Source organism: Almyronema sp., from assembly GCF_052168255.1.
GTDB classification, from domain to species: domain Bacteria; phylum Cyanobacteriota; class Cyanobacteriia; order Phormidesmidales; family Phormidesmidaceae; genus Sphaerothrix; species Sphaerothrix epifaneia.
Genome location: NZ_JBQLZL010000090.1, coordinates 1 through 25,046 on the forward strand (window position 1 = coordinate 1; position 25,046 = coordinate 25,046).

Genomic DNA, 25,046 nt, shown 5'->3' on the forward strand with positions numbered 1-25,046 from the left:
GCGATCGCCTGATACCGTTTATTAAAGCTAGCTTGAATAAGACATCTTCCCTAAGAAGTAGATTTCGGATAGAAGGACACGCTTGCTCAGCAACCGTTGTCCTCATTTGCACCTCTCAGGGAATTCAGCGATGCCGCAATCTAACCAACTCTGGCGATATCTGACGGGTGGCTCTTTGATGTTAGCGTTAAGTGCCAGCATTAGCTTGCTATCCGGCAACCTTGTTAATTTTACTTTTCTCAACAACCTCAGCTTTCTCAACAACTTTTTGAATCGACAAACCCACCAGAACATCTACATCGCTCCCTCAGAACCTCAAACACAGCCCACGCCTACCCCCGAAACCAATACTTACCCAAATCTGCAGATTCCCATTGACATTCAGATACCATTTGACCCCACTGTCGAAGTCAATCCCAGCACGACGTTTAACCCCAGTCTTGAGGTCAATCCTCATCTAGAATGGAACTTTGAAGCTGGCGGACTGGCTCCGATAGAAATAGCTCCTAACCCCGAAATTGCGCCGCTCCAACCGTTTGATTCTACGGTCGCACCTATTACGCCTCCGGCTGACTTTGGCAGCGGTTTAACGTTGATTAACCCGCGGACAACGGGGTCTACGATGGCGTTTACTCAAGTCATTTTGCAAGGAGAACAGACCTTCTTTACTCCACCGCCGACTGAAGAGACGCCGACATTGCTTGCTCAGCTTCCGCCATCAAGTGCTTTGGTTTCTCCGCATTGGCTGGTGACGCCAAGCCCCACCAGTACATCTAGCCCCAGCCAGCTTTCTGGCCTGATTTTGGTGGCCGCTTGGCCGCTTGGCTACTCAAGTCGCAAACTAATGGGCTAGCGAGCAGTCGGGTTAAAGTTATCAGGGATCTCAGGCGATCGCCCAAACGATTGCCGCTGAGAGATCCCTGAGCGCAACTGCTAGACTTTTACAGCTAGCGATCGCTACCCTGCAAAACCAACGCAAACGCAGTAAAGAGGGATTGTAGCTAGAGGTAGAAAGCTGAAAGCAGAGGGCAGCAGGAAAGCTTTGCTGTCAGAGGCTTTCAGCGATTTTGGCGTTTTAAACCCGGTAGTTACAGCAAGGTATACCCATTTGCTGTTGAGAGCCAGACAAAATTGGATACGTTGTATCCGTCGGATGCACCCATTGAGACTTAAGCTTGTTAGCCTCAGAAAGCGATCGCAACTTGAAACCCTTGACACCCCATGCAGAAACGCACCGAATTTGCTCAGCTCTGGAAGCCCGGTTTTGGGGGAATTGAACTTTTTCAAGCCAAGCTGTGGCGTCATGCTTTTGTTAAGCATTTTCACGACGCTTACACCATTGGACTCAACGAAAGCGGTCAGGGGCAGTGCTTTTATCGAGGTCGGCTAGTCAGCAATCCGGCAGGGAGCTTTAACTTAATTAATCCTGGTGAAGTGCATACTGGCCAAGCTACCGATAATGAACAGGGCTGGGGATTTCGCAATTTTTACATTAGCGTGCCGTTGATGGCATCGCTGCTGACTCAGCTAGCGTGGACAAAGCCCGAACTGCCTTGTTTTTCAGCACCGAACGTATGTAGCCCTGCGCTGCGATCGCTTTTTTGTCAGGTCTTTCAAGTGCTGGATCAGCCAGCGCCACTGCTGAGCCAACAATCGCTGCTGCTAGAGCTATTGGCTCAGCTATTGCTACAGCAGGGCACTATCCAAACGCTGCCCACCGCTCAAGAATCCAAGGCCGTCGCCACCGTACGCGCCTATTTAGAAGAACACGCTGCCGAGAATATTTCAATTGCAACCTTGAGTCAGTTAACGAACCTCAGTGGCTATTATCTAATTCGCAGTTTTCGCCAGCAGTGGGGGTTACCGCCGCATCGCTATCAGCACCAGCTACGTCTGCTTAAGGCTAAACAAGCTTTAGAAACGGCTCAGCCCTTAGCAGCGATCGCCCTAGAAGCTGGTTTTTACGATCAAAGTCATTTCACCCGTAGCTTTAAGCGCGTCTTCGGTCTCACGCCGGGGCACTATCGCCAGCGCAATTTTGTCCAAGACTGCTAACCCAAACACCTGCTAGCTTGAGGAGCAGTGAGCCGGGAGAGATGAGCGTGACTCAGCAGCAGCGAATTAGAGCTTTGTTCAGAGACGTTTCTATTTCAGCCGTCATTGCCGGATTTGTTAGCGTTTTAGTCGGGTTTTCGAGCGCAGCGGTGATTGTTTTTCAAGCCGCCCAAGCGCTAGGAGCTACTGCGGCTGAAATTGGCTCTTGGATGTGGGCGTTGGGCATCGGTATGGGGCTAACCAGTATGGGGTTGTCTCTGCGCTATCAAACCCCGGTGGTGACGGCCTGGTCTACGCCCGGAGCCGCCCTGCTAATAACCGCTGCGGCTAACGTGTCTTTGGCGGAGGCAATCGGTGCCTTTTTAGTCTCAGCTCTGCTGATAACAATGTGTGGGCTGAGTGGTGGGTTTGAACGGGTGATGCAGCGGATTCCCCTGTCGCTGGCCTCGGCGTTATTGGCTGGGGTGCTATTACGCTTTGGCCTGGAACTTTTTGTCGCGATGGAAAGCCGCTTTGGTCTGGTGTTTGCCATGTTTTGTGCTTACCTGCTGGCGCATCGTTTTTTTCCCCGCTATGCAGTCATGACAGCGCTGCTTGTCGGCATGGCGATCGCGGCGCTCCAAGGAAATCTGCTAACAGCGTCGCTGCAACTACAACTGGCAACGCCTGTTTTAACGCCGCCTCAGTTTTCTTTGCCAGCGCTGGTGGGCATTGCCCTACCGCTGTTTGCCGTGACTATGGCTTCTCAAAACGTACCCGGTGTAGCGGTGCTGCGGGCTTCCGGCTATGAAGTCCCGCTTTCACCGCTGATTAGCTGGACAGGGCTTGCGAATTTGCTCTTGGCTCCCTTTGGCGCTTTTGCGATCAACTTGGCGGCCATTACCGCTGCTATTTGCATGGGGCCAGACGCCCACGCCATGCCCGAAAAGCGCTATGTCGCGGCGGTAGCAGCGGGAGGCTTTTATTTGGTTGTGGGGATCTTTGGTGCCACCGTTGGCGCTCTCTTTACAGCTTTACCGCCAGAACTGGTACTGGCGATCGCCGGGTTAGCGTTGCTAAGCACCATCGGTAAAGGGTTAGCAGCCGCTTTGGGGCAAGAAGCCGAGCGCGAACCCGCCTTGATCACCTTTTTAGTCACCGCCTCCGGGCTAACGCTGTGGGGCATTGGCTCCGCTTTTTGGGGGTTGGTGGCCGGGGGGCTGACATTGGCCTTGCTGCGGTTCAAACCTTTGGCAGCTAAGGCTGAATGACCCTAATATTTTGAGGGCACCAGTTGAGCAACGGCCATCGTTGCCCCAGTGCCGCTTGTCGATCTCTGAGGCCCTCTCTCATGACGCTTGACACCCTGCTTAACCTCTACCGCGATCGCGGCCAAGCCCAATACGGTGGTGAAGCGATTAGCCAGCTTGAACATGCCCTGCAATGCGCCACGCTAGCTGAACAGGCCGACCAATCGCCTCATTTAATTGCGGCTTGTTTGTTGCACGATTTAGGACATTTGATGCACCTGCTTGGCGAAGATATTGCCTTACGCGGCATTGACGATCGCCATGAATACCGTGCCATTCCAGTGCTAGAACCGCTTTTTCCGCCTGCCGTCACCACCCCTATTCGCCTGCATGTAGCGGCTAAGCGTTATCTCTGCGCAGTTGACGAGCAGTACTGGCCTTCTCTATCGCCTGTCTCGCAGCGAAGCCTTGAACTCCAGGGCGGAATTTTTTCAGCCGCCGCTGCCGCCGCTTTTATTCAGCAGCCCTATGCGTCGGCAGCGGTGCAGCTTCGCCGCTGGGATGATCTGGCTAAAGTGCCTGATCAAAAAACGCCGGATCTCATGCATTTTTGGCCGATTTTGCAGGCCGCTGCTTCAGCTTAAGCAAAGCCGCGATCGCCAGTATTGCCCGTTCAATTCAAAATCGAAAATCCAAAATCGAGAATTGATATGAGACACTCAAATGGCTGCAAGCCGCTGTCAGACAAGCGTTCCTTCTGCCCACCACCCGCTGGCTTCGGCCTTTAGCAATATCAAACTTAGCCGATTGAATAAGTTCCTGAAGTTCAGAATTATTAACGAACAGGACACGAGGATATCGGGATGATAGTTCGAGATTTACTGGAATTTATCCTATGAGTGCGGCTTCTCAGTACTGGCAACTGATGCAGCTTAAGGGGAGTGGGGGCTGCCATATCGTTGAACAAGCGAGTGCTAAAACCTGGCTCCAAACTCGCTTTTTCAGATCGAATGCGCTAAGCGATGAAAATGAGCGGGCTTTGCAAAAACAACTCTGGCAGATCTGGCAGCAGGCAACAGCGGAGGCAGAGCTAGCGTTGTTGTGTCTGCGTTGCTATGTCTCTCACCATATCCACAATGTTTGTTTGCAGTTGGCTCGTCAGTTTGGCGCAACCTATGGCTTTACAGTGGAAGATTTGTTGCCGTTTGTACTGGACGATCAGGGGCAAGCGGTAGGGGCTTATCAGCCTTTTGCCCTGCAAATTTTAGAGAGCTATGACCTCAACAAAGCCGGACTGGCAACCTGGACGGTACGGCGTGTGAAACATCACCCTGATTTAGATCAGTTTTTGCAAACCCACGGGCTGTACCGGGTGAGTGACTGGGCTATTCTCAACGACACCACGCCGGAGCAACTGCAACGCGTTTTGGCCGAGTTTCACTACCGCACTGAAAGCGAAATTCAGCAGGCGACCGAACTTTTGCGGCGTTATCATGCCGTTTACCGCAGCGATCGCCTGCATCAGCTCCGCACGCGACGCGGCAATCGCTGTTATCCGCCTACTCAAGAGCAGCTAGAGCGAATCGACGCCACCGTTTCTGCCAGTGCGGTGCTGGCTCAACTGCACGAAATGGCTTCACTATTGCGGCAATACCGCATCCATGTGCGTAGCCGCTATTTGCAAACGGTGTCGTTAGAGGCGGCGCATTTCGCAGAACCGCTAGCGGCTAAGGCGGACGAAAATGAGGCCGTTCAAGCCGAGTTTTTGAGCCAGTATCGCCAGATGCTAGACGCTTGCCTCGATGAGGCGATCGCCCAAGCGGTTCAAGTTGAGCTAGCCCGCCTCAAACGCAAACAGCCCCCCCAAGACCAGGCGTTTCTGACGGCTCTGCGCCTGTTTCTGTGCCAAGGCATGCGGATGAGCGCGATCGCCCCTCAAATTGGCTACAAAACCCAGGTACAGGTGACGCGGCTCATGCGGATGAAAGCTTTTCGCACCAACGTTCGTCATTACTGGCTAACCCAACTGCGACAGCGCACCCTAGCGCTGGCTCAAGCGTACCTCGAACCCGATCAGCTCCACGCCTTCGACCAAGCCCTAGATCAGCTGCTAGCCGAGCAGATAGACGAAGTCATTGAGCGATCGCAAGCCGAAGCCCAGAAACCCCAACGCACCACCCCTACCAACCGCTTTGATCAGCGCGTCTGTCACTACCTGTCCCACCACGGCTAAAAAGTGAGTGAACCGTGCTACCAGGCTGTGAGCTGTTTGCCCCCCATTTGGTTTCTTTCAAGTGTTTCGACCCAGTTATCCCCCTCTCGCCTACGCCTCCCAACCCTGTACTTACACTCTTCGCACCTCGGAGTTAGTCACCATGCTGGACTCGCACTTCCCAGACTTTGAGCCGCTATCACCTGTTTCAATACCGCTGAGCGCCGATCAAGTACATTGGGCTGCCGATCTCACTGCAACCCTCTCAGAAGCCGATCAGCAATGGCAGTCTTATTTGCTTGCCCTGGCCGTTCAGGGGCTGTGGCGGTGGCTGAGTGAAACGGCACCTGATTTAAAGCTCAGCGATCTGCCGACGACGGCTCCCCTAGGGGCTGTCACCTGTTACATTGGCGATTTTAAGCTGAGCCTGCTGGCCAGCGGCAGTTTCAGCGATGAAGCTGTGCGGGTACCGCTTGACGTGGTCAAACCTGGGGATACTCACCTGTATGTTCTGGCTGAGGTGCAAGAAGAATACCGCCAGGTGGCGATCGCAGCGGCGCTCCGGCACGATCAGCTCATAAGCCACTGGCAACACCAACCTTTAACGCCAACGGCTAAGGGCGACTATGCCCTACCGCTGGCCTGGTTTACCACCTCTGCGGCCAATCTGCTGCTCTATTTGCGCCATGCCGAAGCGGCAACGTTGCTTTCCCCTGGGGTAGCCCCTCAGCCAGCGGCGACGGCTGAGTCCCCCTTTCTAAATGTGGCTCGCTGGCTGCACGATCAGCTAGACGACATTGCCCAGCAGTTTACCTGGACGCTGCTGCCCGAACCAGCCAGAGCCATGCGATCGCCCACTGAAGAATTTGAAACCATTTTGAGCGACCTGGCAACCAACCAGATTGCCATTCCCTCACGCGCCAAAGCCGCCTTTACCGAGTTGCAGGTAGGCGGTATTCCCCTGCGCCTCTATGCGCTGATGTGGACAATTTACGACGACCCCGACCAGCCCGAATGGTCGCTCATGCTCTTTCTGGGGTCTGCTTCTGAAGAACCCATGCCCGTGGGCACCCGCTTAGAAGTGCGCGACCAAGACACCCTTCTAGCCAAACAAACATTGCAAGATCAGGCCAATAGCTTTTATCTCTACGCCCAGGTTTTTGGTCACTGGCACGAAACCTTTCATACCACCATTGCGCTACCGTCTGGGCCGCAACTCCACTTGCCGCCGTTTGGCCTGCAGCTATAGCCGTCGCCCCAAGCGTTGAGATATGGCAAGACTGCCCCGCTGCTAGAAGGCTTCTGCCCTTTGCCCTCAGTCTTCTCCCTTTAACAATCGTCGCCCAGCTTGTTCACATTTTCTCCGCTGCCCCCCGTCTATGCTCTACCACCTGACTGTGCGCAAAATCGATCACTTTTGCCTGTTTGATTTGACCTGGGGCAAAGGCCAACGGCGTACAGAAACGCTGCCGTATCCTGCCCAACTCGATCTGCTTTATCAGGCGTGGCAAAAGGTTTACCTGGGCTACTACAACAACGCCCTGCGGGGGCGACCCGGCGCAATGGGCAAAATTGCGGCTCCGGTCAACTGGCATAGCCAACTGGTTCAGGCAGAGGCCAAACTGCTGTCAGAATTTCATCGCTGGCTGCGGCACGAAAAGCTATTTGATATTCGCAAGACGCTGGTGAGGGGGCGATCAGCCAGTGGTGAGCCTGCCAGGGTGGTTGATTTATTTTTAACCTGTGAACCGCTGGAGCTGGCGCGGCTACCCTGGGAAACCTGGGAGGTTGGCCTGGAGTTTGGTGCGGCTGAAAGTCTGCGAATTACCCGATCGCCCGCTAACATTGTGGCGGAAACGCCGCCGCCGCCATCTGGACGCCGGGGTAAAGCCCGCATTCTGGTGATTCTAGGCGATGCGACAGGCATTGATCTAGCGGGCGATCGCTTGGCGCTACAGTCAATTGCTGCGGTGGCAACGGTGAAGTTTGAAGGCGGGGATCCCACCCTGGCTGCTGGAGCGCTGAAGGAAAAAGTGGCTCGCGCGATCGCCGATCCTCAGGGCTGGGATGTGTTGTTTTTTGCCGGACACAGCGACGAAGCCAGTCTGGTGGGAGGAGAACTGGCGATCGCCCCTAAAGTTTCCCTCTCGCTCAAAGAGCTAACCCAGTATCTCGAAAAAGCCCGCGATCGCGGTTTGCAGTTTGCCCTATTTAATTCTTGCAGTGGGCTTGATATTGCCAGTTCGCTGGTCAACCTGGGGCTAAGTCAGGTCGCCATTATGCGCGAACAGGTACACAACGAGGTCGCTGTTACCTTTTTGGTGCAGTTTTTACAAGGTCTGGCTCAGCATCTTGATGTGCATGAGGCTCTGCTTAAAGCTTGCCGCTACTTAAAAACAGAAAAACATCTCACCTATCCATCGGCCTATCTGGTGCCGTCTCTGTTTCGCCATCCAGAGTCGCAGCTTTTTCAAGTTAAACCTTTCGGTCTGCGGCAGCAGATCAAGCGCTGGTTGCCGACAGGCAAAGAGGCGATCGCCCTAGGCACGTTAACGTTGCTGAGCTTGCTGGCTCCCGTCCACTACTGGCTCCCAGAACAGCGGGTTTATGCGCAAGCGCTTTATCGCGATCTCACCCGTCAGGTGGAAGGGGGGGCAGCTTCTAAACTCTTTTTGGTGCAGATTGACGATACCTCTTTGCAAAAAGCCCGCATTGGTACCCCCCTACCGATGCAGCGTGACTACCTGGCGGATTTAGTTAGCCAACTGGCGACCTTAGAAGCTCAAATTATTGGCATCGATTATCTGCTCGATCGCCCCCAAGAACCGGCTGAATTTGATCAACAGCTCAATCAGACTTTACGCCAAGCAATTAGAGATCACGCTACCTGGTTTGTGCTGGGGGCAAGGCTAAACCACCAAGGCCAATGGCTCACCGTCTGGCCCGAAATTGCTGATTCCCGCTGGAGTTTGCAGGGCAATACCTGGCTACCGCACTGGCAAGTAATGTCTATTGAGCCAGATAATCCCAGTCCGCTGCCTTTTAGCTATCTCGTAGCGATCGCTTATCAGCTCAATCAGCGGTTGCAATCGGGCTTCCCGGTGCCCCAACCCGATTTAGGCAGTCAGCGACGCCTCCAAAGCCAGGTTGAAGACTACCTGCAAACCAGTTTGCCAGCGTTTTATTCCCGTCGTGTGCAGTTACATCCCCTGACTTACGCCTCTTACGCCCTGGGGCTGCGCTGGCTGCAGCCATTGTTAGATTTTTCAATTCCGCCGGAGCAGGTTTACGTGACGGTGCCAGCTTGGCAGTTGCTAGAGTCGCCCCAAAACACGCTGCAAACGCTGGGCTTAGCCTCGCTAGAAAATACCATCGTGCTGATTATTGCAGGGGGATATGACGAAGCTGGGGTCACTGTTGAGGGGGAAGACAACGTGGCCACACCAAGAGCGATCGCCTTTTGGCGTCACCAGTCTGGCCAGGGTAATCGTGGGTTTACTGGCGGCGAAGCCCATGCCTATATGACCCATCACTTTCTCACTCAGCATTTTGTCGTGCCCATTCCCAATCTGGGACTGGTGCTGCTAGCGGCGCTAGTCGGCAAAACGGTGGTACTGATAGCCCTCCCTACAGTCAACCGCGCTTGGCTGTGGGGAGGGCTATCGTTCGCAACGATAGCCTACGGTTGGCTGAGCTTACAGCTCTACATTTCAGCTTTGATTATGCTCCCCTGGCTTTTGCCTTGCTTAACTGTTTGGATTTACGTTGTTTCTGCAAAATTGGAGAAATCTCATGATTAAAGCTTCTGTTATCTGGCCTTTGCTTTTTTGGGGGTTGTCAACTTTTGGCCTCAGCGGTGCTGCCGCTGGCTTTGCCGCAGCTGAAGCGGAAGTTGAATGGCGCGGCATCTTAGACATTTTCAGGAACGATAGAAACGACGCGTCTAACCCCCCTGGCCCCGGTAGCCCTGGTGGGCCACGGCCTGCTGGTTCTTGCCTGGTGTCGCCAACAGCAGAGGCAACCGTCTGGAATCTACAGCCGTTGTTTTTATGGTCTAACGATGCTCAAATGGTGGGTTTACAGCCAGCAGAGGCAACGGCTGTTATCTGGCAGCAAACGGCAGAAATTGCAGAACCCGGTTTGTTGCAAGCGGCTTACGATGGGGCGGCGCTCGAACCGGGCGCGACTTATCACTGGCTGTTTTATTTTAGTGAAGGTGATCAAACGCCGATGTTTTGGCAGTCGTTTGACGTTTTAGGTGGCGAGGAGCGCGATCGCATCAGCACAGACCTGGAAACCCTGACGACCGTTTTAAAGCTGCAAGCAGTCGAGACAGAAGCGATCGCCCTTGAGCGCACCCGCTACTTTCTCAGCGAACAACTTTATGCCGATGCTTTGCAGGAAATGTTCTCGGTTGAAGATCCGTCAGCCTCGTTACAGCAAACTCGCGAAACCCTGGTCGCTGAACTTTGCCAATCGGCTCCAACAGCCGTCACCCAATAGGCTATTTTCAGCCCCCTGCCCTTGATCCACCCTGTCTGACTCGGCTTAGCATCCTTCTATCACCCTGTCTTTAGCCCCGCGCGTGCGGTTATCTCTCGTTTGCCAGTCTCGGAAAAATCCGACGAACTTACGTCGTGATTGAATTAGACTGGCTGCTGGCGAAATACATAGCAACAAAGCCCTGCAAGGTGAAGGATAGTGCTTAAGAGCCAACGGCGATCGCCTTCAAGCTAAAAATTCTCTGGCGAATTCTGGCTCTGGCACGGCTTTGGGTCAAAGTATAGCTGTAGCCACTCAACCTCTGCCCTCTGCCTTTAATCCTTGCTTCCCAACCTTAGCCCCCTTCCGGAGATTTCCCTATGCCTCACCTGAAGCGTCGTCAGTTTCTGCAATTTGCAGGTTCTACCCTGGCTGCCATTGGCCTCAACCAGTTGGAGGTTATGCGTCAAGGCGATCGCGCTAGCCAGGTTTTAGCACAAGCAGCCCCGCGCAAACTGGCTTTGCTCGTCGGCGTCAACCAATATCAAGGAGACTTAAGCACCCTCAGAGGCTGCCTCACCGATGTCCGGATGCAGCGAGAATTGCTGATTCATCGCTTTGGCTTCAACCCCGACGACATTTTAGTTTTAACCGACGAAGCTGAACTCAAACCTACCCGCCAAAATATTCTGGCGGCGTTTGAAACCCACTTGATCGAACAGGCTCAGCCGGGTGACGTGGTCGTCTTTCACTTTTCGGGGCACGGTTCCTACGTGCGTGATCCCGATCCGATTGCGTTGCCCGCAGGTGAAGAATATGCCAGATTTCAAGGCTTCAATGGCACAATTCTCCCTAGCGACGCCCGCATCAACGTGTCTAACGGCGAAGTCAACGACATTATGGGCAAAACTCTGTTTTTGCTGCTGTCAGCTCTAAAAACCGATCAGGTGACAATGGTGTTAGATAGCTGTCACTCCGGCGGGGGCACGCGGGGCAACGTGCTAATTCGTGCCGAAGAGGCTCGCATTGCTGGCGTTGAAGCCCAGCCCAGCGAAACAGAACTGGCCTATCAAGCCCGCTGGATGAACCAACTAGATTTAACTTCAGAGCGTTTGAAGGCTTTACGCTCTGCCGGAATTGCCAAAGGCGTTGCTTTAGGCTCAGCCCAAGCCAATCAGCTAGCTGCTGATGCAACGTTTGGCAGCGGGGAAGGACAGTTTTTTGCCGGGGCATTTACTTACACACTCACCCACTACCTCTGGCAGCAACCCAACAGCCAGCCGTTAGCCACGGTCTTCACCAGTCTGGCTCGCCAGACGCGCGATGTGGCGAATAATTCCAAACTGGCACAAACCCCGATTTATCAGGTGGCTCCCGGTCAAGCCTACGACGACCAGCCTGTTTACTTAGTCAACGCCCCGGTGCCTTCTGCTGAAGCCGTCGTACTCAATACAACCGCAGCCGGAGAGGTGCAGTTTTGGTTGGGCGGCGTATCGTCCCAGAGCTTACAGGCGTTTGACCAAGGGGCTATTTTTAACGTAATGGATGTGCAAGGCAATGCTTTAGGGCAAGTGGAGCAAACTGGGCGAGATGGATTAGTCGGCTACGGTAGGCTGCAAGGCGTTCGGGCAGCTTCTCCGGCAGGGCTGCTGCTGCGCGAACGCGTGCGCGGCGTCCCGACGGATTTGACCCTAAAGCTGGGGCTGCATTCGTCGCTAGCTGAGGCGTTACCAACGGCGCAAACTCGCCTTAATGCCATTAATCGCATGGCGGCTATCCCTGTCGATCAAGCCTCAACGGTTGATTATCTGCTCAGTCGGCTAACACCAGCGGTAATTGCCCAAGCGCGATCGCGCGGAGTGGTTACCGCTGGCGAACCCGGCGGCATTGGCCTGACGACAGCAGATCTTATTCCCATTGAGTCTTCTTTTGGAGCGGCGGGCGAAAGCGCCGACCAAGCTATTAATCGCCTGCGACCTCGCTTAAAGATGCTGCTGGCGGGGCTGATTTTGCGATCGGTTTTAAATAGCGATACTTCAGACGTGGCGGTAAACGTTGAGGTCAAATCGGTGCAAGGTAGCGGCACCTTTGCCCGCTCAGCCAGCCGGGGAAGCCAGTCACCCGGCGTCATTGCCCAACAGCTTGAGCCGGAGATCAAACAGCTCACACCGGGTACCGAAATTCAAATTGAGGTCAGCAACAACGAGTCGCGCAGCCTATATATAGGGGTGCTGGTGATTGGTAGCTCTGGCAACATTTCTGTGCTGCATCCGCTCAACTGGGAAGATCCCGAAGGGGCAGCGCTTATAGAAGCAGGGCAAAAGGTAGTCGTCCCTAACAATCCTCCAGCGGCAGTTGGTCGAGACTATTGTGCAGAGCCAGACGAAAATTTTCACTTTTGCGTCTCGGGACCCGCCGGATTTTTTGAAATTTTGGTGTTAGCTAGCACCCTACCTTTACGGGACGCCCTCAAAGGGCTGCAGCAGGTTGCTGAAGATATTCAGGCTCGCGCGGGTGCTCCCATCGGCATCAGTCGGGGAGACGGTGATGAAGATACCCCGATTGCGGTGGTGAATTCGCTTCTGAGCGATTTAGACCAAATAACGCGGGCGGATATCGACATGCGCGGCGGGGTGCGGGGGGTCGATACCCAAAAATTAGCGGCGTTGTCGGTAATTGTCGAAGTGGTGGACTAGGTTGGGTGCGATCGCGCTTGAATGAGGTAACGACAAGATCGAGTTTTTCCAAGTCGGCGTTGGCCAGGGCACAACCGCTTGATTGAGCCAACAACCAAGAACGCTTTAGCCCAGATTGAAGGTCAGCACGACCGCTCAGGCTAATTGATCAAAAGGGTAGATCAATGCGATCGAAAGTATCTGCATTAGGGCTGGTGGTGGGGCTGGCGGTTTGGATAGCGCCAGTGAGGGTGAGTGAATCCGGGGGGTTAGCGTCTGCCCAGGCGCAAGCGCCTTCTCAGGCAGAGCAGCAGCAGGTAGCCGATCGGCTGCTCAAACGGGGCATTCAACTTTACCGAGCCAATCAGCTTCACGCCGCTTTGCAAATCTGGAAGCAGGCTTTAGCCCGCTATGAAGCGATCGCTGATTCCAGCGGCGAAGCCTATACATTGGTAGGGATGGGGTTGGCCTATAGCTCACTGGGTTCCTATGGGGTTGCCGTTTCCTATTTTGAGCAAGCGCTGCCCTTGCTGCACGCCACCGAAAACTATTCAACAGCAGCGCGGGTATTGACCTATTTAGGTTTTGTGCATCAAGCTTCTAGCAATTATCCGCAAGCCGTGACCGCCTACAGGCAGGCTTTGCTGCTTTTTCAGGCAACCCACAACCGGATGGGAGCAGCTAGCGTATTGACAAACCTGGGAATTGTCTACCTGGCGTTAGGTGAGCCTGAGCAGGCCATTGTTTACTTTGAGCAAGCGCTACCAACCTTTGAGGCAATGGATAGTCGCCGCGAAGTTGCCACAATTTTGAACAACCTGGGCAATGCCTACCTGTCGTTAAATCACTATTCGTCAGCGATCGCTCGCTATGAGCAAGCTTTAGCCATCAAACGCGAAATTGCCGATCACACCGCCGAGGCCGGAATTTTGATGAACCTGGGGTTGGCTTACTTAGCCCTCAGCGATTACCCCCAGGCCATTGCCTACCTAGAGCAAGCCCTGCCCACTTTTAGAGAGGTGGCCGATCGCCGGGGAGAAGCCAGCGCCTTGATGAACTTTGGCAATGCCCACTGGGTTTTGAGCGATTATCGTCAGGCGATTGTTTATCTAGAACAAGCGCTGCTGATTAACCGCCAGATCAGCGATCGCCGTGGCGTTGCCGATGTGCTGATTGGCCTAGGCAGTGCCTATTTAGCTCTAGGCGATCGCGATCAGGCACTGGCCTATTTTGAACCCGCCCTCGCCACCTTTCAAGCCACAGAAGACCGCAATGGCATCGCCGTGGCGCTGACTAACCTGGGGTTGCTCCATCAGGCGGCAGGCCACTATCCGCAGGCGATCGCTAATTTTAAACAAGCCCTGTGGCGTTTTCAGGCCATAGATAACCGTAGCGGTGCTGCCTACGTGCTGACTTATCTGGGCAGTCTCTACCAAGAACAAGCGCAAAATTCCCAAGCGATCGCCTACTATGAGCAAGCCCTGCCCCTTTTTCAAGCCATTGGCGATCGCGCTGGCGAGAGTCTGGTTTTCAGCAACCTGGGCGAATCTTTAGCCCGCCAAAATCAGCCTGAACTAGCCATTATCTTTTACAAAGCCGCCGTTAACATTCGCGAGGCGATTCGCGGCGATGCCCAACAACTGCCCCCGACGCTGTATCAGTCTTTTACAGCCTCCATTGCGGATGACTATCGCGCTTTGGCTAACTTATTGCTTCAGCGCAACCGCACGTTGGAAGCTCAGCGGATTCTCGATTTGCTCAAAGTACAAGAACTAGATGAGTATTTACAAGACGTACAGCGCAGCGAACAAACCGCTAGCGGCATTGACTACTGGCAACCCGAACAGCAGATCTTGGCTCTATACGAGCAAGCAATTGCCAATGCTGCAGAACTCGCTGAGCTACAAAGCCGACTCGTTAGCCAATTGAGCGCTCCCGAACGTCAGCGTTTGCAAGCACTTAGACACACCGAAAGGCTATTAGTTTCGCGCTTTACGGAGTTTTTAAGTTATCCCGAAGTCGCTACAGCGTTGGCCGCTTTGCAAACCAGCACCGACGGGCAAGGCTTAGATCCAGAGCACTTTAATCAGCTGCAAGACAATCTGCGCCAGCTACCGCAAGTAACGGTTTTGCTTTATCCCCTGATTCTAGAAGATCGCTTAGAACTCGTTTTAGTCACGCCTCAAGCTCCGTCAGTACGCTATCCGGTTCCTGTTTCGGCGGCTGAACTCAATCAAAAGCTGGTGGCTTTTGGCCAAGCGCTTAAAAATCCCTACAGTGATATTCAACCCCTCGCCCAGCAGCTCTATCAATGGCTGATTGCACCGCTAGAAGCAGAACTTGCCGCCGCAGGAGCCGAAGCCATCATTTTTGCTCCAGACGGGCCGTTGCGCTATCTGCCCTTAGCTGCCCTGCACGACGGCCAACAGTGGATAGCCGAGCGCTTTAGCCTCTCTCATATCACCGCTGCTTCTTTAAGCGACTTAAATCAAACTCGCCAAAGCGATTTACGGATTTTGGCCGCCGCCTGCGCAGATTGCGACTTTGAAATTACCGTCGGCGATCGCGTTTTTAACTTTGACGACTTACCCTTTACTGAAACAGAAGTTACCACGCTCGCTAGCCAGGTCGCCAGCGTTGACGTTTTACTCAACCAAGACTTTAACCCCAGCGAACTCGATTTACGGCTGGGTAGCTACAACATCATTCATCTAGCCACCCACGCTGCTTTTGTTCAAGGGAGTCCGCGCGAATCTTTTATTGTCTTAGGCAACGGCGATCGCGTCAGTCTGCAAGACATAGAGCAACTTTGGCACTTACCCAACGCCGACTTGGTAGTTTTGAGTGCCTGTGAAACGGCGCTAGGAGGGTTAGCCTTAGGCAATGGCGTTGAAATTTTAGGCTTGGGCTTTCAAATTCAGCAAGCGGGGGCCAGAGCTGCGATCGCTTCTCTCTGGAGAGTCAGCGATGGCGGCACCCAAATTTTAATGAACACTTTCTACGCGGCTTTAGCAGAAGGCCAGACCAAAGCCGCAGCCCTACAGACCGCCCAGCAAGCGCTGATTACCGCCGACTTTTCAGCCGTTGGTGGCGAACGGGCTGACATCATTTTGCAAACTCGCAACGCTCTTCCTGTCAACGTTACGAGTCGCCTGGATCACCCTTACTACTGGGCACCCTTTATTCTGATTGGCAATGGGCTGTAAAACAGCGCGTGGCTATTGAGGGTTGCCGTGGCTGCTACGCGCTGCTGACCGCTATCAGCCATGCAGAACGTTACAAACCACTGAAGTTATAGCCGATCCCTAGCAAAATGCTAAAACCCGTCTCGTCGGCAATGCTCAAATTGGCCTGACCGTTCGCGGTAAACTGGCTAGAAATAGGCACATCTACCCCCGCACTAATCAAGCCTGCCACCTCAGAATCGTCTTCTGTTGAGATCGCTACGCCACCGCCTACATAAGGCACCAAACTTCTAGGGCCAATATCGACGGCTCGACTGACAAAGTTATAGGTCACTGGCACCAAAAAGGTGACATCGTCGTCAATTACAGCCGCAGGCCGTAGCGAAATGTTGTCTGCTAGCGACAGCTTACTGATGACAGCAAAGCCTGAATCTCCAATGGTGGAATCGTCGTCAAAGCCAATATTGCCCCCAATGCCAATAAAGTTACGGCTAACCCCAGCTTGATTACGGGGTATACCCACCTGGGAAATTTCGACTTGAGAAAGCTCTATCGGTTCAGGTGACAGATCGGCGGCTGTTGGGTTTTGAGCTTTGGCAGGCAAAGTCCAAGCTGCTAGCAGGGCAAAAAACACCAGGGAACTGGTGCCAACAGGCGTCTTCAGCGATCGCAAAAAAGTCATAGTAATTGAGTAGCTAAGGTTAAACTGCATCGGTCTTCATAGACAAAGTCGAGGCGACTTAGATGTCTGGGCAAGTCTGCTGCCATTTTGGGGGATTTTGCCACGTGGCCTTTCTATCCAAAGAGTGAAATCTGTGGCTAATGGCCTGACTGGCGCTAGCGAAACGGCCTTGCTTACAGCCCAGCATTGCCCCATGGGCGTATAGCTTTAGCGCGATCGCCAGTAGAATGCAGACGTGACTGTTAGCCTTGCAAAAATATGAATTTGCCCTTACTCCCCCGATTGAACTTCCCGCTTCAGTCGGCGGCTACCTTAATAGAACTCTATATCAAGGCATCGTTGGCGACGGACAAAAGATTCACAGGCTGGTCACTGAGCGATCGCGATCCGCAGGTGATCGAGGCGTTGCTACCTTTTTTTGGTTGGATTTATCAAAACTACTTTCGGGTTAAAACAGACGGTTGGGAGCATATTCCCGCCGACACCAAAGTGCTTTTGATCGGCTCTCACAATGGTGGGCTAGCCGCCCCAGATACCGTGATGATGACCTATGACTGGTGCCGCAAGTTTGGCGCAGCCCGCCCCGTCTATGCGTTGATGGAACCCAAAATGTGGCAGGTATTTCCGGGCGTGGCTCGTTTAGCGGCGCAGGTTGGTGCCATTCAGGCTCGCCCACAAATGGCGATCGTGGCTCTGCAGCAAGGGGCGAGCGTCTTGATCTACCCCGGTGGTGTGCAAGATGTTTTTCGACCCTATGCTTTGCGTCACCAAATTCACTTCTGCGATCGCCTGGGATTTGTCAAACTAGCCCTAGAAGAAAACGTGCCTATCATACCGCTCATTTCCTACGGCGCGCATTCAACCCTCGTCGTCCTAGGCGATCTCTATCCCCAACTTGAACAACTACACCGAGCAGGTCTTCCCTGGCCGTTTGGCTTAGATCCAGGCGTCTTTCCCATTTATTTAGGCTTGCCCTGGGGACTAGCCGTTGGCCCTTGGCCCAATATTCCCCTGCCTGTTTCTTTGCATACGCGGGTCTGCCCAGCCATTGTTTTTGAGCGCTATGGCCATGAAGCGGCTCGCGATCGCGACTATGTGTATCGCTGCTATCAGCAGGTAGTGACAACCATGCAAAGTCAACTCGACCACTTAGTTCAAACAGAAGAGGCCAGCCTCAGTGATTGAAGGACTGTCTTTTGCACCCTCACATCATTCATCATAAAAGTATGCCAAACTGGCACCTGAACCACTGCATCTGTAGGAGTTAGGCGTGTTTCGCTAAAAGCCACAATGCCATCGTTTAGCTCATCACCAAAAGGACTCCAAACCCCTCTAGGGCCACTGGTGCCAGCCACAATCGTATAAGGAGACGACAAGCCAGGTAGCGACGCAAAAAAAGCTGAACGACTGAGATTGAAGCCACACTGTCCCGAAATCCAGCGAAAAGGCGGCAAATGCCAAGCATAAGCGGCAAGGCGAGGCGGCTGATTTGGGGTGCCCAACATCACCACATGCTCTGGCCAAGATACCTGCCCCAGCCCCAAAGCCGCCCGTGTCAGGATGCCGCCCAAAGAATGAGCAACGATGCTGTAAGAGCCTTGGCGGCTAAGCTGCTGTAAACGACGGTGCAACCGCGCCACAATTCCTTCAAAGGTTTCGGCAATAGCCAGGTAACCAAATTGCTCTGTCGCATAGCCGCTACGCTTGAGCTTTAGCTCTAAAGATAAAAGTGAAAGGGGGCTGCGGCTAAGGCCATGAATCAACAATATTTTCATGTCAGATAAGCGCTGCGAAGCAGATGAAAGCAGAGCGATCGCCCTACAAAAGAGCAGCTTTTTATACTTTCAATTATAAATATCACTAAAGGCAGAAGATTGAGGGCACAAGGGAGAGCTTTTTGTCGGCGGCTTGCAGCCCTGTCAGCGTCTTAACGTTTGTAACGACAGATCTAGCAGCAGTCTGACCGATTTTCTATCACAGCATTTCAGCCATTGAAGCGCTTCAAACCCGATTGAGCCATTTGGCACAGGCGATCGCCTTCTATAGATCTGGCCTATTGTCGTTCATGTCATCTGAAGACATATCTGTGGGGACATCGTTGTTGTCCAAAGTATCATTTTCGTCAGCAGTTCTCCTAGTGGGTAACTCCTGGCGCTCTATGGGAGTCGAAAAGTCATCTGCTGGCGGAGAAGCTTCGCCTGCCCTAGAAGGTGCAGCGTCCAGCGCCGCTTCATTCTCTTCTAAAGTATTGTTAGCTGCTGGATCCGTATCTGCTGGTAAAGCCTCTGCTGGCAGACCACTGTCTGGCAAGGCAGTTTCTTCACCGTCCGGGGTAGCCGCTTCTGCGGCTGGCTCTACCTCGCGAATAATCGTATAGCCACGAACGCTGGGCGTATTGGCCGCAGGTGTCGTCTCTGACGCGTTTCCCGCTTCTAAAGACGGCGGGGATGTAAGCGGATTGCGGTTCTGGCACAACTGGTTTAAGTTAATTTCTCTGCCAGTGGCGTCAATCATGTAACAGACATTTTCAGCCCTACCAGCAGCCTGCCAGCTTAATATCGCGGCGATCGCACTGATACTACCTAAAGACACCCAAAGATTTAGCTTCATGAGGAACCCCCATCTGAGCGCTATCTGTACAAGGTAGCAAAGCCTCAGAAAAGCGAATCATTTGATCATCAAATCAATGGTTCTTGCTGCAAACGCAAGAGACTGACAACCGATAAGTGCGCCTTTCGTCCATCACAACAACGCATCTTTGCAGGTTGGGATGCAACCCAGGCTTTATTAATATTGATTTGTTTAGGGTTAATTTATAGCTAAAGGCAGAGGACAAAAGGAAAACTTTTCTATCAGCGGCTTGCAGCTATTAAAGTGTCGCAATTTTTGTGGCGATCGCGATCGCTGCTGGGGCTGGTTTTAAAGAGGCGATCGCGATTAAATTCGCGGCTATTAGAGCTTAGCTTGCAGGCAGGGTCGAGGCAGTGAATCAATAAACCTTAAGCTTTTCCGCGTCATAGCCCTTTAACCTCAGCTCTAGCAGAACTCAATGCTATAGCGGATCAGCGCTAGTTATAGGCAGCTCGATCGTAAATCGAGTTCCTTGCCCAAGTTGGGAATGACAGCTAATTTGACCTCCGTGCTTTTCTACAACAATCTGGCGGCTGATGGATAATCCTAGTCCCGTTCCACAACCGACTGCTTTAGTGGTAAACAAATGTTCAAATATCTTTTCTTGTAAATCAGCCGAAATTCCTGGGCCGTTATCTTCAATATGAATTTTGACCATTTTTCCATCGGCTGAAATTTCTGTAAAAATCATGATTTGGTCAGGGTCAGCTTTAACTTCAGCAAAAGTTTTAGCTTGACTGCGCTCTCCCAAAGCATCAACCGCATTAGACAATATATTCATAAACACCTGATTAAGCTGACCAGGATAGCAAACAACCAAAGGCAAACTACCATAGTCTTTTATTACTTCAATTTCTGGTCGCTTCTCGTTAGCTTTAAGCCGATGCCTTAAAATCAACAAGGTACTGTCCAACCCTTCGTGTAAATTATAGGCAACCTTGTTAGATGTATCAGATCGAGAAAAAGTTCTGAGAGAAGTGCTAATGTTACGGATTCGATCAACCCCAATCTGCATTGAAGCAACTATTTTGGGCAAATCTTCCAACAGATACTCTAGATCAATCTCCTCAGCATGCTCTTCAATCTCAGGGTCGGGGTACTTTTCTTGATAAAGCTGAAAATGATTCAGCAAGTCTTTTATATAGTCTTGAATACAGTCAAGATTACCGCTGATAAAACCCACCGGATTGTTGATTTCATGGGCAACGCCAGCCACAAGCTGTCCAAGGGTTGACATTTTTTCACTTTGAATAAGCTGAAGCTGAGTCTTTTGCAGTTTGTTGACAAATTGAGACAACTCTGAGGTTCGTTGCTCAACCCGCTGCTCAAGTTCTTGATTAAGCTGCTGAAGTTTTGCCTCTGTGACTGCTTTTTCCTCAATTTTTTGATTTAGGAGTATGTTTTGTTCTTCTAAACGCCGGGTCAAATGATAAAGCTTCAAATGAAGCTTGACCCGAGCCAGCACCTCTTCTTGTTGAAAAGGCTTGGTAATGTAATCAACTGCTCCTAGTTCTAACCCCTTCACTTTGTCCACCACATCAGACAATGCCGTCATAAAAATGATCGGAATAGACCGAGTTGTGGGATATTTTTTCAGGCGCTGACAAGTTTCAAATCCATTGATTCCTGGCATCATCACGTCCAAAAGGATGAGGTCAGGTTGAGCATATTCAGCTTGCTCAATAGCAGACTCTCCGTCAGTCGCCACTAATGTCGTCCAATTTTCATGGCGAATAGCTTCAGACAACACCTTCAAATTAGTATGGTTATCATCAACTAAAAGAATTCGGATTGAGTCAGAGGTAGGTGCAACTAAATAATCGTTCATGATAGATACTCTGACATAACTGCGGATAGTAGAAAGTCAATACGTACTGGTTTTTGAACTAGACTTTTTTGGAGTATCTTAATAAAAAGAAGTAGCCAAAAAGAATTAGATTGTTTCGACCAAATGCTGCCTGGTAGTCCGTATCAAAAAACTATATATCTGAAACGCCCGCCTGCAAAACATTCTTATTATTCTTCGTGTTTAAACTGGTAAGCTGTTCTGAAAGAAAACTTCTGATCTTTTTAATTTGAAAAGTTTGAGTAAACGCTTGTAGTTTCTCAGAAAAGTCTTGAAACTTCGGCTCACGCCTAACTATTTCTTCCAATAGTTCTTCAATTCCCTGTAGATTACCCATTAAGGCGAGATGGTGAAGCTGCTTCAGCATGTCTTCCGGAGGAAGAATTATTTCAGTGTTGATTGAACTGTTATTTTGGTTGAGAGACTTTTGCTTCAGATTAGCTTGAGAATTTTGGTAAAGCCATTCAAGCTTAAGCTGTTTTTTTAGCACAGCTAGTAACTGGCTAAATTGAATAGGCTTTGGCAGAAAAGCATCGGCTCCTGCTTGTAAGCTTTCTTGTTGATCTGCTTCAAATACATTGGCACTAGAAACAACAATCGCCACATTTTTGAGTTGAGCATGTATCCGGAGCTGGTGCATTAGCTCAAACCCACTCATCACTGGCATAGACAAGTCTGTCAAAACCAGATCAGGCTGGTGGCTAACAGCTAAATCGAAGCCAACCTCTCCATTTTCTGCTTCAAGAACAACGAACCCAATAGGTTCTAACAGACTTACCAGCATTGACCGAGTTTCTGAGCTGCTATCTACCACCAAAATTTTAGGATTACCTGACCGAATGCCGACAATTTCTTGATTTTGATGGGTTGACTCTAGCGCTTCTGCGTTAGTCACGACGGGGAGTTCTAGATCAATCCAAAAAACGCTACCTTCGCCAAACTGACTTTGCACCTTTAACTGGCTACCCATCAACTCAACAATTCTTTGGCTAATGGATAGTCCTAAACCTGTTCCTTCTGACTTGCGAGACGAATCGCCAACTTGCTCAAAGGGAAGAAAAATGCTTTCAAGTTGCTCTTGAGTCATGCCTACCCCTGTATCTTCAATTTGAAAACGAACTATCGCCATACGATAAGCTGATGAAGGCGATAGTGGGCTTTCTTGATTTTCTGGCGGTAAACTTGATTTAGCAAGAACGGTTGAATCGGTTTTTTCTGCTAGATTTTTCAGCTTTGCAGCTGTTAGAGCTTTGGTTGGCCGTTGATCTAGCGTTTCAACCTTAAATGTTACACTCCCTTGATCGGTAAACTTAACAGCGTTGCTCAGCAAATTAATTAGAACTTGACGAAGCCGCTTTTCATCAACATAGATTCGTTGAGGTAGCTGATCTGCAAGCTTTAGCTTAAAAGCAATTTCCTTTTGTTCTGCCCGAATGCGGCAAATTTCAGCTACTCCATTCAAAAATGAAGAAAAGTTAATATCTGTAGGATAAAGCTCTAGCTTTCGCGCCTCAATTTTGGAAAGATCAAGGATATCGTTAATTAGGGTTAGTAAATGCGAACCACATTGATAAATAATAGAGATACCTTCGCGCTCTTTTGACGTGAGTGTTTTAGAGCGTTCTAAAACCTGAGAATAGCCCAAAATGCCATTCAGGGGAGTTCGTAGCTCGTGGCTCATATTCGCTAGAAACTCGCTTTTGGCCTGATTGGCTGCATCGGCTAATTGCTTTGCCTCTGCCAGTTCTTGGGTACGTTCTTTGACTTTTATTTCTAGCGTTCTAGAGTGATCTAAAAGCTGATAATTGGCAAACTCTAATTGCTGGTTAGCTAACTGTAATCGATATTGTTTGAAGGCAGCAGTCGTTAAAATGGTGCTAACAGTCAAAGCAACCATTGGCGGTACAATGGGTACCAACATACCAGCCAAGAAAGCGCAATAAGCACTCCCGATCAGAAAGCACCCGGCACCAAAGGCCACCACAAATGGCCTAGATGTCCAGTGCTTACGTCTACCTTCGCGGTGGTTGAGATTTTCTAGCCACCAGCTGCCAGCGGAGCCTGCTATCGTCCACGCAAAGATCCAGATTCCCTGCCAGGCTCCAGGCCATCCTCTCAACATAGAGCGACCTTCGAGCGCACTCCGAACAATCTGGCTGGCCAAATTGGCGTGGATGATCACACCAGGGGTCGGATTTGTAGCAGAAATCCAAGAGCTACTGTAAGGTGTTTCGAAAAAATCGTTGGTGCTACTGGCCGTTGAGCCAATTAAGACAATGCGATCGCTTAACAAATCCGGAGCGACTTGACCTGTTAAAACATCATGCATCGATACCGTTTGAAAGGCAGATTCAGGCCCTCGCCAGTTCATTAAAATTTGATATCCACCCAGTTCAGCCGGAGAATAACCCGCTACTCGACCTGTCATCGGCGTAAAAATTGCCTGTCCTAGTCGTAGCTTTTGTTGATTGGCATCTACCGATTCCAGTGTCACCCCTTCGGCTTCAAGGTACTTGAGAGCTGCCGCAGCGCCCAAACTCATTTTGATGGTACCTTCCTCGGTATCTTCAGCCGAAAGCAACCCTCGCCGGATTTTGCGATCCGCGTCCAAAACCAAATCTGCCAATGCTACCTGATTGGACTCTTTCAGCGCGGGGGGCGGTCCCACACGGCCACTGGTAATTTTTTCAATACCCAACAGTTCGGGAGTGTTGCGAAACACTCGCACTAAATCTTGATGTCCTGGCTCTTCTGGCAAGTCTCGATAGAGATCTAAACCGATTACACGCGGTTTCTGAGCGTGAATTTTTTCTAATAACTCTGCGAGGATTTGATCGGGAATAGGCCAATCACCTGCATTTTCAATATCTGTCTCGCTAATTGTGACAACTACAACCTGTTCTTCAATCGCTTCTTGGGAGCGTAAGCGAAAGAATTGATCTCGAATTGCCCACTCCAATAAATTGAACACGCCTAGAAAACTACCTAATACGATGGCAGTTGCCACACTTGGAGTGATAATCCAGACACTTCGATTTTGTTGAATGGTTGCTTTGACTTTCTTCCACATGGGGAGGTTAAGGAATAGGATCGATTGAGAACAGGACAATCTGCATTGAAAGCGGCAAGCTAAATTCTGCCAACATTTTCTCAATGCGGAAGTGACTACTTCTAACTACGAACAGGTTCTAGCTGCGAACAGGTAGATCTCCCCTTACGAGCAAAAATAGACATTCGGGAGCAGAAAGTCGGGCAGGGAGATCTACCCTTTGCGTTTTGCTGTTTGTCTAGTTAGGCAGCACAGCGGTAATTGGAGCAGCTACCACCTCGTCAAGTCCAACAGAATCCAGCAATTCTGTCCATTCTTGGCTAATGGCTTCACTCGTAGGCTGTTCCATTCGTAAAGATGCCCAGATTGCAGCCGTGTCGTACCAAACTCCATTCTCAGCCAGCAAGGTTGCTGCTTCTGCTCGATCAGCTTGAGCTAGCGTCTGAGCCAAAGCAGAATCTGGTTCAATCCGCTGAATCCAACCATCGACAAAAGGACTAGCTGGGGTTAGGTTTCCATCTAGCTTCAGCGTTAGATACCACTGGTAGTTCTTACCAACTTCCAACAGCGGCGCTTCTTCAGGAAGCTGAACCGTAACAATACCAGCTTCGCCAGAAACAGGAATTTCCATGCGGTAAACCAGATTACGGTTTTCGTCCTTCAAACTGAAGACAGCCGATTGAGCGTTGGAAGCGGGCAGGTAGACCAAAATGGCAGGATGGGTGGATAGGGTAGTACCGTAAAAGCTCTCCGGCATCAACGCCATCATTGCCAAAGGTTGATCAGCAAAGGCACCATTGGAACCGTACAAGTTGGTTCTGGAAGCGCCCCCATCGGCATGAGTAGGGGTTGCGTTGCCCGGGGGAGGAACAAAACCGTTACGAGAAGCCCCACCCGCTGCATAATCAGGAGCAGACCGATTCGGAGGGGGCGTAAACCCATTGCGGGAAGCGCCACCACTGCCGTTGCGGGGAGCGGCGTTGTCAGGCGGTGGAATGAA

At 51.4% G+C, this 25,046-nt stretch carries 17 protein-coding genes; 11 read left to right on the plus strand and 6 right to left on the minus strand.

Annotated features, from left to right (window positions below; translation table 11 throughout):
• The first annotated feature begins 130 nt into the window (after positions 1-130).
• The 10 genes from ACTS3T_RS19270 (at position 131) to ACTS3T_RS19315 (ending at position 15,859) form a co-directional block, all read left to right on the plus strand.
• Positions 131-853 (plus strand): hypothetical protein, encoded by a 723-nt coding sequence (locus ACTS3T_RS19270; RefSeq protein ID WP_462935398.1) that lies wholly within the window; start codon positions 131-133, stop codon positions 851-853.
• 368 nt (positions 854-1,221) lie between these two features.
• On the plus strand, positions 1,222-2,055 hold the full coding sequence (locus ACTS3T_RS19275; RefSeq protein WP_462935399.1) for an AraC family ligand binding domain-containing protein: 834 nt from the start codon (positions 1,222-1,224) through the stop codon (positions 2,053-2,055).
• Positions 2,056-2,096: 41 nt separating this feature from the next.
• Complete coding sequence (locus ACTS3T_RS19280) at positions 2,097-3,305, plus strand: benzoate/H(+) symporter BenE family transporter (protein ID WP_462935400.1); 1,209 nt, start codon at positions 2,097-2,099, stop codon at positions 3,303-3,305.
• Positions 3,306-3,385: 80 nt separating this feature from the next.
• A complete protein-coding gene (locus ACTS3T_RS19285) occupies positions 3,386-3,928 on the plus strand; it encodes a phosphonate degradation HD-domain oxygenase (protein WP_462935401.1) in 543 nt (180 codons plus the stop codon).
• Positions 3,929-4,179: 251 nt separating this feature from the next.
• The gene (locus tag ACTS3T_RS19290; RefSeq protein ID WP_462935402.1) at positions 4,180-5,517 is read left to right on the plus strand and encodes a hypothetical protein; all 1,338 of its coding nucleotides are present in this window, start codon (positions 4,180-4,182) and stop codon (positions 5,515-5,517) included.
• 142 nt (positions 5,518-5,659) lie between these two features.
• Positions 5,660-6,745, plus strand: coding sequence for a DUF1822 family protein (locus tag ACTS3T_RS19295; protein WP_462935403.1), 1,086 nt, complete (start codon positions 5,660-5,662; stop codon positions 6,743-6,745).
• Positions 6,746-6,875: 130 nt separating this feature from the next.
• The gene (locus ACTS3T_RS19300) at positions 6,876-9,296 is read left to right on the plus strand and encodes a CHASE2 domain-containing protein (protein ID WP_462935404.1); all 2,421 of its coding nucleotides are present in this window, start codon (positions 6,876-6,878) and stop codon (positions 9,294-9,296) included.
• Positions 9,289-9,999, plus strand: a complete 711-nt coding sequence (locus ACTS3T_RS19305) for a hypothetical protein (RefSeq protein ID WP_462935405.1) — start codon at positions 9,289-9,291, stop codon at positions 9,997-9,999. Before ACTS3T_RS19300 ends, ACTS3T_RS19305 begins: the two co-directional genes overlap by 8 nt.
• A gap of 359 nt (positions 10,000-10,358) precedes the next feature.
• On the plus strand, positions 10,359-12,674 hold the full coding sequence (locus tag ACTS3T_RS19310; protein ID WP_462935406.1) for a caspase family protein: 2,316 nt from the start codon (positions 10,359-10,361) through the stop codon (positions 12,672-12,674).
• A gap of 164 nt (positions 12,675-12,838) precedes the next feature.
• A complete protein-coding gene (locus tag ACTS3T_RS19315) occupies positions 12,839-15,859 on the plus strand; it encodes a CHAT domain-containing protein (protein WP_462935407.1) in 3,021 nt (1,006 codons plus the stop codon).
• A 70-nt stretch (positions 15,860-15,929) separates the two neighbouring features.
• Here ACTS3T_RS19315 and ACTS3T_RS19320 read toward each other — a convergent pair whose 3' ends face one another.
• Positions 15,930-16,550, minus strand: a complete 621-nt coding sequence (locus ACTS3T_RS19320) for a hypothetical protein (RefSeq protein ID WP_377968241.1) — start codon at positions 16,548-16,550, stop codon at positions 15,930-15,932.
• A gap of 228 nt (positions 16,551-16,778) precedes the next feature.
• On the opposite strand from ACTS3T_RS19320, the gene ACTS3T_RS19325 reads away from it, so the two are divergent.
• On the plus strand, positions 16,779-17,705 hold the full coding sequence (locus tag ACTS3T_RS19325) for a lysophospholipid acyltransferase family protein (RefSeq protein ID WP_462935408.1): 927 nt from the start codon (positions 16,779-16,781) through the stop codon (positions 17,703-17,705).
• Here ACTS3T_RS19325 and ACTS3T_RS19330 read toward each other — a convergent pair.
• The 5 genes from ACTS3T_RS19330 to ACTS3T_RS19350 all read right to left on the minus strand — a co-directional run.
• On the minus strand, positions 17,675-18,295 hold the full coding sequence (locus tag ACTS3T_RS19330; protein WP_377968243.1) for an esterase/lipase family protein: 621 nt from the start codon (positions 18,293-18,295) through the stop codon (positions 17,675-17,677). The two genes, ACTS3T_RS19325 and ACTS3T_RS19330, sit on opposite strands and share 31 nt — an antisense overlap.
• 265 nt (positions 18,296-18,560) lie before the next feature.
• A complete protein-coding gene (locus ACTS3T_RS19335) occupies positions 18,561-19,130 on the minus strand; it encodes a hypothetical protein (RefSeq protein ID WP_377968244.1) in 570 nt (189 codons plus the stop codon).
• A 442-nt stretch (positions 19,131-19,572) separates the two neighbouring features.
• A complete protein-coding gene (locus ACTS3T_RS19340) occupies positions 19,573-20,979 on the minus strand; it encodes a hybrid sensor histidine kinase/response regulator (protein ID WP_462935409.1) in 1,407 nt (468 codons plus the stop codon).
• 151 nt (positions 20,980-21,130) lie between these two features.
• Positions 21,131-24,067 carry a CHASE2 domain-containing protein gene (locus ACTS3T_RS19345; protein ID WP_377968246.1) on the minus strand — a complete coding sequence of 979 codons (2,937 nt, stop codon included), beginning with the start codon at positions 24,065-24,067 and terminating at the stop codon, positions 21,131-21,133.
• A gap of 217 nt (positions 24,068-24,284) precedes the next feature.
• Positions 24,285-25,046, minus strand: a 762-nt coding sequence (locus ACTS3T_RS19350) for a DUF928 domain-containing protein (protein ID WP_462935410.1), incomplete at its 5' end; no start/stop codon positions are given.

Excerpts from the sequence above, each read along its gene's own strand:
- ACTS3T_RS19320 (WP_377968241.1), bottom strand. The coding sequence starts at position 16,550 with ATGCAGTTTAACCTTAGCTACTCAATTACTATGACTTTTTTGCGATCG.
- ACTS3T_RS19285 (WP_462935401.1), top strand. The coding sequence starts at position 3,386 with ATGACGCTTGACACCCTGCTTAACCTCTACCGCGATCGCGGCCAAGCC.
- ACTS3T_RS19305 (WP_462935405.1), top strand. The coding sequence starts at position 9,289 with ATGATTAAAGCTTCTGTTATCTGGCCTTTGCTTTTTTGGGGGTTGTCA.
- ACTS3T_RS19325 (WP_462935408.1), top strand. The coding sequence starts at position 16,779 with ATGAATTTGCCCTTACTCCCCCGATTGAACTTCCCGCTTCAGTCGGCG.
- ACTS3T_RS19275 (WP_462935399.1), top strand. The coding sequence starts at position 1,222 with ATGCAGAAACGCACCGAATTTGCTCAGCTCTGGAAGCCCGGTTTTGGG.
- ACTS3T_RS19270 (WP_462935398.1), top strand. The coding sequence starts at position 131 with ATGCCGCAATCTAACCAACTCTGGCGATATCTGACGGGTGGCTCTTTG.
- ACTS3T_RS19280 (WP_462935400.1), top strand. The coding sequence starts at position 2,097 with ATGAGCGTGACTCAGCAGCAGCGAATTAGAGCTTTGTTCAGAGACGTT.
- ACTS3T_RS19290 (WP_462935402.1), top strand. The coding sequence starts at position 4,180 with ATGAGTGCGGCTTCTCAGTACTGGCAACTGATGCAGCTTAAGGGGAGT.
- ACTS3T_RS19315 (WP_462935407.1), top strand. The coding sequence starts at position 12,839 with ATGCGATCGAAAGTATCTGCATTAGGGCTGGTGGTGGGGCTGGCGGTT.
- ACTS3T_RS19300 (WP_462935404.1), top strand. The coding sequence starts at position 6,876 with ATGCTCTACCACCTGACTGTGCGCAAAATCGATCACTTTTGCCTGTTT.
- ACTS3T_RS19340 (WP_462935409.1), bottom strand. The coding sequence starts at position 20,979 with ATGAACGATTATTTAGTTGCACCTACCTCTGACTCAATCCGAATTCTT.
- ACTS3T_RS19335 (WP_377968244.1), bottom strand. The coding sequence starts at position 19,130 with ATGAAGCTAAATCTTTGGGTGTCTTTAGGTAGTATCAGTGCGATCGCC.
- ACTS3T_RS19295 (WP_462935403.1), top strand. The coding sequence starts at position 5,660 with ATGCTGGACTCGCACTTCCCAGACTTTGAGCCGCTATCACCTGTTTCA.
- ACTS3T_RS19345 (WP_377968246.1), bottom strand. The coding sequence starts at position 24,067 with ATGTGGAAGAAAGTCAAAGCAACCATTCAACAAAATCGAAGTGTCTGG.
- ACTS3T_RS19330 (WP_377968243.1), bottom strand. The coding sequence starts at position 18,295 with ATGAAAATATTGTTGATTCATGGCCTTAGCCGCAGCCCCCTTTCACTT.
- ACTS3T_RS19310 (WP_462935406.1), top strand. The coding sequence starts at position 10,359 with ATGCCTCACCTGAAGCGTCGTCAGTTTCTGCAATTTGCAGGTTCTACC.